Source organism: Lapillicoccus sp. (assembly GCF_025353065.1).
GTDB lineage: Bacteria > Actinomycetota > Actinomycetes > Actinomycetales > Dermatophilaceae > Lapillicoccus.
On the sequence record NZ_JANXRJ010000126.1, the window covers coordinates 1 to 8,000 of the forward strand.

An 8,000-nucleotide genomic window follows, 5' to 3' on the forward strand; every position below is an offset into this window, starting at 1 on the left:
GGGGGTGGGGGTGGGGGGGGTCGTGGTCGTGGCGGCGGCGGGAGGCGCCGAGCGTTCGGCGACGATGAGCTCTTCGAGCCATCGCACCTCCTGCTCGGCCCTCTCCTCGCCGTGCCGCTGCAGTGCGGAGGTGTAGGCGTCCATCCGCTCGCGGTTGCGGGCCGAGGCCGCGCGGATGGCGGCCAGCCGCTCCTCGAGCCGCGAGCGCCGGCCCTCGAGGATCCGGAGCCGGACCTCGGCGGTGGTGCGGGCGAAGTAGGCGAAGTGCACGTCGAACTCGTCGTCGTCCCACGAGCTCGGCCCGGCGTCGCCCGCGACGGCCTGGAAGTGCTCCCTGCCCAGCGCGGTCAGCTCGTAGACGATCCGGGCCCGCCGGCTGCCCACGGCGCCCGGCCCGCCGGGCGTCTCCCGGACCCAGCCGGTGGCGAGCAGCTCGCGCAGGCAGGGATAGAGCGAGCCGTAGGACAGCGCGCGGAACGCCCCGAGCGCGGTGTTGAGCCGCTTGCGCAGCTCGTAGCCGTGCATGGGCGACTCATGGAGGAGGCCGAGGACGGCGAAGTCGAGGAGGTCGGCGCGGCGGGCCATCGGAGCGTCCTTCCTCGAGGTGGCACGGGACATTATCGATCTTTGTTCGGTGCAGCATACATGCGGATGTATCGCGCCGATACATCATCGCGCGGCGCGGCGGCATCCGGACGACGCGCGGGAGACATCCCCCCCGGCGTCGCCCTGGCCCGACGAGCCTCAGGGGGTGGTCGGCGTCCCGCCGTAGAGGATGACCTGGGCGTTGTTGCCGCCGGTGCAGAGGACGGGCTGGTTGCCGGAGCAGGTCATGGAGTAGGTCTTGCCGGTCCGCGGGCTCGTCGCCTGGACGGTCACGGACCCGCCGGGAGCGGCCACCGGCTCGTAGGCCGCGCGCACCGCCGCGGCGAACTCGCACGAGGTCGAGCTGTTGCCGGCGGCGACGTGGGCATAGGCCCCGGTCGCCACGGCGGGGCAGACGGTCGAGCCCGCAGGCAGTGCCACGGCGGGGTATGCCGCCTGGCTCGGCGACGGCGGGGCCGTCGCCTTCGGCGTGGCCCCGCCGGCGACGGGGGGTGGGGTGGTCGCGCGCGGTGCCGAGGCCGAGGCGGACGCCGCCGGGAGGGACGCCGTCGGCGAGCTGGCGGGACGGAAGAGCAGGAAGTAGACCAGCCCGATGAGGACCAGCAGCCCGACGAGCGCCGCGCCGCCGATCAGTAGCGCCCGGGAGCGCTCCCCGTCCGGCTCCTGCCACGGGGACCCGAGTCCCTCGTCACGCCCCGCGAATCCCCCTGCTGCGTATGTCGGCTCGTCCAGGTCGGGTCCGTAGTCCGCCGGACCGTAGCCCGGCTGCGAGTAACCCGGCTGCGAGGACCCCGGCGCGCCGTAGGCGGGCGGCGCATAGGGGGACGGCGGCTCGGTGGGGTAGCTCCCCCCGGCCAGCACCTGACGGCCCGCGTCGGCGGACAGGTGGTCCGGGAAGTCCTCGGGGTAGTACTCCTCGTCGACACCGGCGGCCGGTCGTTCGTAGGGGTTGACGGGCGGCGCCGCGACGGCTGCCGGCGCCACCGGCGTCCCGCACTGCGCGCAGAAGCGGGCATCGGGCGCGAGAGGGGCGCCGCAGAGGCTGCAGTGAGCGGTCATCGGGCACTCCTTCCGTCGCCGTCGCGCAGGGCACGCGCCGGACCCTTCAGTCCGATCGACGATGGTGGCACGAGAGGGGTGCGCGTGGGAAACCGCTGAGGGCTCGGCGGTCCGCCGATTGGGTCGCGCGAGCCGAGCCGCGCATACTGGGAGACCTTCTCCGGGCCCCGAGCCGGACCCCGCCACGGGCCAGACCGACGGAAGCAGAGTCGTTGAGCAACACCACCCGAGCCGACACCGGCTCTGCCCGCAAGCGCCCGAAGCCGAAGCGCAAGAAGGGGGGTCGCGCCAAGAGGATCCTCAAGGTCCTCCTCTTCACCGCGCTCAGCCTCTTCGCTCTGGCGTGCGTCGGCATCGCGATCGCCTACGCGACCATCGACGTCCCGACGCCCAACCAGCTCGCCAACGCGCAGGCCTCGATCGTCTACTACGACGACGGCAAGACCGAGCTGGCGCGGCTCAGCGACGTCAACGGCAACCGCGAGTCGGTGCCGCTGTCCCAGGTGCCGCAGGGCATGCAGAAGGCCGTCCTCGCCGCCGAGGATCGCGACTTCTACACCAACAAGGGCGTCTCGCCGACGGGGATCGCCCGGGCCATCTGGGACACCGTGCGCGGCGCCGACACCCAGAGCGGCGGCTCGACCATCACCCAGCAGTACGTCAAGAACTACTTCCTCACGCAGGACAAGTCGATCATCCGCAAGGGCAAGGAGATCATCATCTCCGTCAAGATCGACCAGACCACGACGAAGGACCAGGTCCTCGAGAACTACCTCAACACCATCTACTTCGGCCGCGGCGCCTACGGCATCAAGACGGCCGCCAAGGCCTACTTCGGCAAGGACCCGCAGCAGCTCACCGTGCCCCAGAGCGCCGTGCTGGCCTCCGTCATCAACGCCCCCTCGCTCTTCGACCCCGCGCTCGGCACCAGGCAGCAGGGCAACCTCAAGGACCGCTTCGACTACGTCCTGGACGGCATGGTCACCAAGGGCTGGCTCAGTGCCGCCGACCGGGCCGCGATCACCACGGTGCCGCCGACCATCGCGCCACAGACCAACAGGACGCTCTCCGGGACCACCGGCTACATCGTCGCCGCGGTGCGCGACGAGCTGAAGTCGAGCCTGAAGCTCAGCGACAGCGACATCGACCGAGGCGGGCTGCGGGTCACGACGACGATCAACAAGGTGGCGCAGGACGCGGCGGTCGCGGCCGTCGCGAAGGACCTGCCGACCAGTGCGACCGACGTGTATGCCGGACTGGCGGCGATCAAGCCCGGCGACGGGGCGATCGTCGCGATGTACGGCGGGGCCGACTACCAGAAGCGCCAGATCAACTCGGCGACCGGCGCGATCATGCAGGCCGGCTCGACGTTCAAGCCGTTCGCCCTCATCGCCGCGCTGCAGCAGGGGATCAGCACCAAGACGCAGGTCAGCGGGAACAGCCCCTTCGTCGTCCCGAACGACCCCGCGGCCAAGCCCATCCCCAACGAGTTCAAGCAGAGCTTCGGGCAGGTCGACCTGAGGGAGGGGCTCGCCAAGTCCATCAACACCGCCTTCCTGCGGCTCAACGAGCAGATCGGTCCCCAGTCGACGGAGGACGCGGCGGTCGCGGCCGGGATGCCCAAGGCCTGCCCGGCCGGGGTGACGACCGCCAACGGCTGCACCCCCGGCCTCAACAACGGGATCACCAACGTCCTCGGCACGTCGTCGCCCCACGTCATCGACGTGGCGAGCGCCTACGCGACCATCGCGGCGAACGGCGTCCGCACGACGCCCTACCTCATCGCCTCGGCGACCTCCGACACCGTCGCGATCAGCTACAAGGCGAGCAAGACCACGGCGCAAGCCTTCTCCGCCGACATCGCCGCCGACACCCTCGACGCGATGCAGCAGGTCACGAGCGGCAACGGCACGGCCTCCCGGGCCCAGCAGCTCGGCCGGCCCGTCGCGGGCAAGACCGGCACGACGGACGGCCACCTCTCGGTGTGGTTCACCGGAGTGGTCCCGCAGCTCTCGGTCTCGGTCGGCATGTTCAAGGACGTGGGCGGCGTGCCCCAGCAGCTGACCAACATCGCCGGTCTCGACGAGCTGAGCGGCAACTCGATCCCGCTGTCGATCTGGCTCGACTTCATGAAGGCGGCGACGGCCAACCTCCCGGCCGCGGGCTTCCCGGCTCGCGTCGGGATCGGCGACGACAAGATCAACGCCACCCCGACCACCACCGCCACCCCGTCGCCGTCCACGAGCGCGACCAGCGCGAGCGCGCCGCCGGTCACGACCACGACAACACAGCCGCCGGTCACGACAACGACCACCCGGACGCCGCCGCCGACCACGACGACCACGTCCGCGTCGCCGACCCCGACGAAGCCCACGCCCACCCCCTCGACGACCAAGCCTCTCGCGGCGCCGGCCGGCTGACCCGGCTGACCCGGCCACGCGGCATACCGGCTCGGGCGCGCCCCAGACTCCGCCCGTAGGCTGCCCCCGTGCCGCGCACCTCCCACCCCGACCGCGTCGTCGTCCCCACCCGCGCGGACCCGGTCGTCGCGGCCGCCTCGGAGGTCATCGGCGGCCCTCTCGGCCGGTATGCCGTGGCCGTCGCCAAGGGCTGGCGCTACTACGCCGCGGTCCTCGGCGCCGTGTCCGCGATCCCGATGGGCCTGGCGGTCCTCGAGCGCACGCACTGCATCAGCTCGGGCTGGAGCACCCCGGACCAGTTCTGGCACGCCTGCTTCTCCGACCTGCCGGCGACCTACAAGGACAACGGCCTCGCCGCCGGGCTCGGCCCGTTCCTCACCGGTGGCTTCTCCTCGCCCACGGTCGCCCAGCCGCCGCTGACCGGGCTGGTGATGTCGCTGCTGGCCTCGATCGTGCCCTCCGGCGACATCGGCAGCCGGATGCTCTGGTACTTCGGCCTCTGGGCCGCGCTCGCCGCGGTGCTCCTGGTCCTCACGGTCTGGTGGACCACCGCCTCGGTGCGCGCCTTCCCGATCCGCGGCGCCCACGTCGCGCTGTCCCCGGTCGTCGTCCTCACCATCGTCGTCGCGCCCGACATCCTCGGCGTGGCCCTGCTCTCGGCGGCGCTCTACTTCTGGTCGCGCGAGCGCTTGGTCCTGTCGGGGGTGCTGCTGGGCCTGGCGATCTCGGCCCGCACCTACCCCCTGCTGGTCCTCGTGGCGCTGCTCCTCGTCTGCCTTCGTGCCGGCCGGCTCGCGGTCTGGGCGCGGGTCGCCGGGTCGGCGCTGGTCACCTTCGGCGTGATCCTCGTGGGCTTCGGGTTGCTCAACCCCGGCGCGGCCTTCCTCGCCTACCGCGGCTGGGCCTCCGGCGGCGCCGGCTTCGGGTCGCCGTGGGTGCTGCCCCAGCTGGCGGGCTACCCCCTGCCGAGCACCGCGGTCACCGGGCTGGCGGTCCTCGGCATCGTCGTCGCGATCGTCGTCGGGGCGGTGTTCGCGCTGGGGTCGGCGCGCCGCCCGGGGGTCGCCGAGGTGTCCCTCGTGATGGTCGCCATCGTCCTCGCGACGGGCAAGTCGATGCCGGTGCAGAGCTCGCTCTGGCTCGTCCCGCTGGTCGCCCTCGTCGGGCTGCGGTGGGCGGACCACCTCCTCTGGGCGGCCGCCGAGGCGCTCTACTTCGTCGCGGTCTGGCTCTACATCGCGGCCATCTCGGTGCCCGACCGCGGCCTGCCCCCCGGGTGGTACTCCGTGTTCCTCCTGATCCGTCTCATCGGCGTCGGCTGGCTCGTCCACCGCACCTGGCACGTCGCGCGTCGGCGCTGGCCCGACGTGAGGGAGACGGCCGACGAGCGCCGCGTGGCCGCCGAGGGGTCCGGGCACCCCCTCGACGCCGAGGTCCTCGCTGAGCTCGAGGCGACCGACGCCCGGCTCGCCCGCGAGGCCGACCCCGACGAGCTCGCCGGCCCCATCCGGGGCAGCCGCGACCAGCTCGTCGTCCGCTTCGGCTGACGTCCGGCGGCTGACGGCGGCCCGTCGTCCGGCCCGTCGCCCGGCCCCCTGTCCCTTTATCGGGTCACCCGATAAAGGGAACCTCCCCGAGAGAACGGTTCTCGAGCGAAGCGTCCCCTTGTCGGGTGGAGCCGCCCCCCTCGGGTCCGCGCCGCACCCGCCACCGCAGGACGGCGTCGATCCCCAGCCCGACCAGCAGGCCGCTGACGACCCCGACGGCGACGGAGAGGAGCGGCCGGCCCTGGAGCAGAGCGCCGGCGCAGACCCCGAGCAGCACCGTCCAGGTCGCCCAGAGCATCGAGGACAGGGCGGCGTATGCCGTGAACCGCCGCGCCGGGAAGCCGACCATGCCCGCCCCGACGTTCATGGCGACCCGTCCGACGGGCACGTAGCGCGCCGACAGGATGAACGCGGCCCCCCGCCGGTCGAGCTGGTCACGGACCCGGGCGAGCAGGCGCGCGGCGCGCTCCTGGCGCACGAAGGGGAGGCGACCGGGCGGCATACGTCCCCCGATGGCGTACGCCGTCCGGTCACCGAGGAAGGCGCCGACCGCCGCGAGGAGCACGACGAGCACCGGGTGGGGGCCGTGTCCCGAGACGGCGAGCGTGCCGAGCGCCAGCACGATCGTCTCGCTGGGCACCGGCGGGAACAGGGCGTCGAGGTAGCAGCCGAGGAGGAGCACGAGCAGCGCCCACGGCGACGCGGTGACCACGAGGAGCCAGTGCTCGAGGCCGGTCATGAGGGTCGTCACGGTCCTGGTTCTCAGGTCCGGTCGACGAGTCGGCGGGTCAGCGTCCCGTGACCGGCGCCGATCCCGGCGAAGGCCAGCAGGCTGGCGACGCCGGCCGGTGCGAGCAGCAGGGGTGAGACGAGCAGGGCGACGACGAGCCCGACGAGCACCGCCACGGTCGCGAGACCGAGGAGGAAGCCCGCCACGACGTGGGTCGCGATCCGGCTCGGCGAGGTCGTCGGGACGCGGTGGCGGTCCCTGGCCCTGCTGGCCGGGAAGGCCGCCCGGTAGGTCTCCACGCCCTTGCCGGTCAGGAGCGCGCGGGTGGCGACGACCGCCCGGGGCAGCAGCAGCGCGCCGTCGACGACGACCGTGGAATCGGCGTTCGGCCGGTGCAGCGTCATCGTCATCGCGTCTCTTCCTCCGTCGATCGTCGCCCCCGTCCGGAGCTGTCCCCAGACTCGTGGGCCCGACCCACCTGCGGCCATGGGGGCCGACCCTGGGGTGACCCTGACCCGCCCCTGACGGCTACCGGTCGCCTACGGACGACCCTCGTCCTCCTGGTCCGTCGACGCATCCCCCTCGGGGATGGTTCCGGCCGACCGGGGGCCACCTGCCTCCGACCAAAGTCGTAGGGGCGGTGGGGCGGGCGGTGGGGCGGGCGGTCCGGCGCAGGCGATTACCCGAAGCCGTCCTCGCGCCGGTATCCTTGGCGGGTTCGCCATGGCGCACGTCCGACCCTGTGGACAACCTCGACGAGATGTCGGCGTTGGATGACAGGGTGGAGCCATGGCGGGACGTCTTGCAACCCTCCTGTCACGGAAAGACCGTGACCGCCGAGACCAAAGGAGGTGGGTTACCGCATGCGTCAGTACGAACTCATGGTCATCCTCGATCCCGAGCTGGATGAGCGCACCGTGTCGCCGTCCCTCGACAAGTTCCTGTCCGTCGTCACCAAGGACGGTGGCACCGTCGACACCGTCGACATCTGGGGCCGTCGCCGGCTGGCCTACGACATCAAGAAGAAGTCCGAGGGCATCTACGCGGTCGTCCACATGACCGCCGAGCCGGCCACCGCCCAGGAGCTGGACCGTCAGCTCGGGCTCAACGAGTCGGTCCTGCGGACCAAGCTCCTGCGCCCCGGCGCCTAGTCACAGCCGCCTAGTCACAGCCGCCTGAGCGACCGCGGCCCGAGAACGAGAGGGAGAAGCAATGGCAGGCGACACCGTCATCACCATCACCGGCAACATCACCGGCGACCCCGAGCTGCGGTTCACACCGTCGGGGGCTGCCGTCGCGAACTTCACCGTGGCCTCCACGCCCCGGGCGTTCGACCGGCAGAGCAACGAGTGGAAGGACGGCGAGACGCTGTTCATGCGCTGCTCCGTCTGGCGTGACGCGGCGGAGAACGTCGCCGAGTCGATCCAGCGCGGCACGCGGGTCATCGTCTCGGGCCGGCTGAAGTCTCGGTCCTACGAGACGAAGGAAGGCGAGAAGCGCACCGTCGTCGAGATGGAGGTCGACGAGATCGGCCCCTCTCTGCGGTATGCCTCGGCGAAGGTCACCAAGACCCAGCGCGGCGGTGGCGGTGGCCAGGGCAGCGGCGGTGGCTACGGCGGCCAAGGTGGTGGCCAGGGT

At 72.2% G+C, this 8,000-nt stretch carries 8 protein-coding genes; 4 read left to right on the plus strand and 4 right to left on the minus strand.

Going from position 1 to position 8,000, the window contains the following annotated elements; genetic code table 11:
• On the minus strand, positions 1–585 hold a 585-nt coding region (locus Q0R63_RS10350), incomplete at its 3' end, for a PadR family transcriptional regulator (protein ID WP_295697004.1).
• A gap of 159 nt (positions 586–744) precedes the next feature.
• Positions 745–1,665: a zinc-ribbon domain-containing protein gene (locus Q0R63_RS10355; protein ID WP_295697006.1), complete on the minus strand. Its 921-nt coding sequence runs from the start codon at positions 1,663–1,665 to the stop codon at positions 745–747.
• Between the two features lie 212 nt (positions 1,666–1,877).
• Between Q0R63_RS10355 and Q0R63_RS10360 the strand changes: the two genes are divergently transcribed.
• Together Q0R63_RS10360 and Q0R63_RS10365 are read left to right on the plus strand one after the other, a co-directional pair.
• Positions 1,878–4,085, plus strand: coding sequence for a transglycosylase domain-containing protein (locus Q0R63_RS10360; RefSeq protein ID WP_295697007.1), 2,208 nt, complete (start codon positions 1,878–1,880; stop codon positions 4,083–4,085).
• A 68-nt stretch (positions 4,086–4,153) separates the two neighbouring features.
• Positions 4,154–5,632 carry a glycosyltransferase 87 family protein gene (locus Q0R63_RS10365; protein WP_295697008.1) on the plus strand — a complete coding sequence of 493 codons (1,479 nt, stop codon included), beginning with the start codon at positions 4,154–4,156 and terminating at the stop codon, positions 5,630–5,632.
• A gap of 64 nt (positions 5,633–5,696) precedes the next feature.
• Here the strand turns inward: Q0R63_RS10365 and Q0R63_RS10370 are convergent, their stop codons facing one another.
• Complete coding sequence (locus Q0R63_RS10370) at positions 5,697–6,383, minus strand: DedA family protein (protein WP_295697009.1); 687 nt, start codon at positions 6,381–6,383, stop codon at positions 5,697–5,699.
• Positions 6,384–6,394: 11 nt separating this feature from the next.
• Positions 6,395–6,772, minus strand: coding sequence for a hypothetical protein (locus Q0R63_RS10375; RefSeq protein WP_295697011.1), 378 nt, complete (start codon positions 6,770–6,772; stop codon positions 6,395–6,397).
• A gap of 453 nt (positions 6,773–7,225) precedes the next feature.
• On the opposite strand from Q0R63_RS10375, the gene rpsF reads away from it, so the two are divergent.
• Complete coding sequence (rpsF, locus tag Q0R63_RS10380; RefSeq protein WP_295697013.1) at positions 7,226–7,513, plus strand: 30S ribosomal protein S6; 288 nt, start codon at positions 7,226–7,228, stop codon at positions 7,511–7,513.
• A 61-nt stretch (positions 7,514–7,574) separates the two neighbouring features.
• Positions 7,575–8,000: single-stranded DNA-binding protein (locus Q0R63_RS10385; RefSeq protein WP_295697015.1), on the plus strand; the 426-nt coding region annotated here is incomplete at its 3' end.

Bases quoted from the DNA above. Each gene is read 5' to 3' on its own strand.
- Q0R63_RS10375 (WP_295697011.1), bottom strand. From the start codon at position 6,772: ATGACGATGACGCTGCACCGGCCGAACGCCGATTCCACGGTCGTCGTC.
- Q0R63_RS10355 (WP_295697006.1), bottom strand. From the start codon at position 1,665: ATGACCGCTCACTGCAGCCTCTGCGGCGCCCCTCTCGCGCCCGATGCC.
- rpsF (WP_295697013.1), top strand. From the start codon at position 7,226: ATGCGTCAGTACGAACTCATGGTCATCCTCGATCCCGAGCTGGATGAG.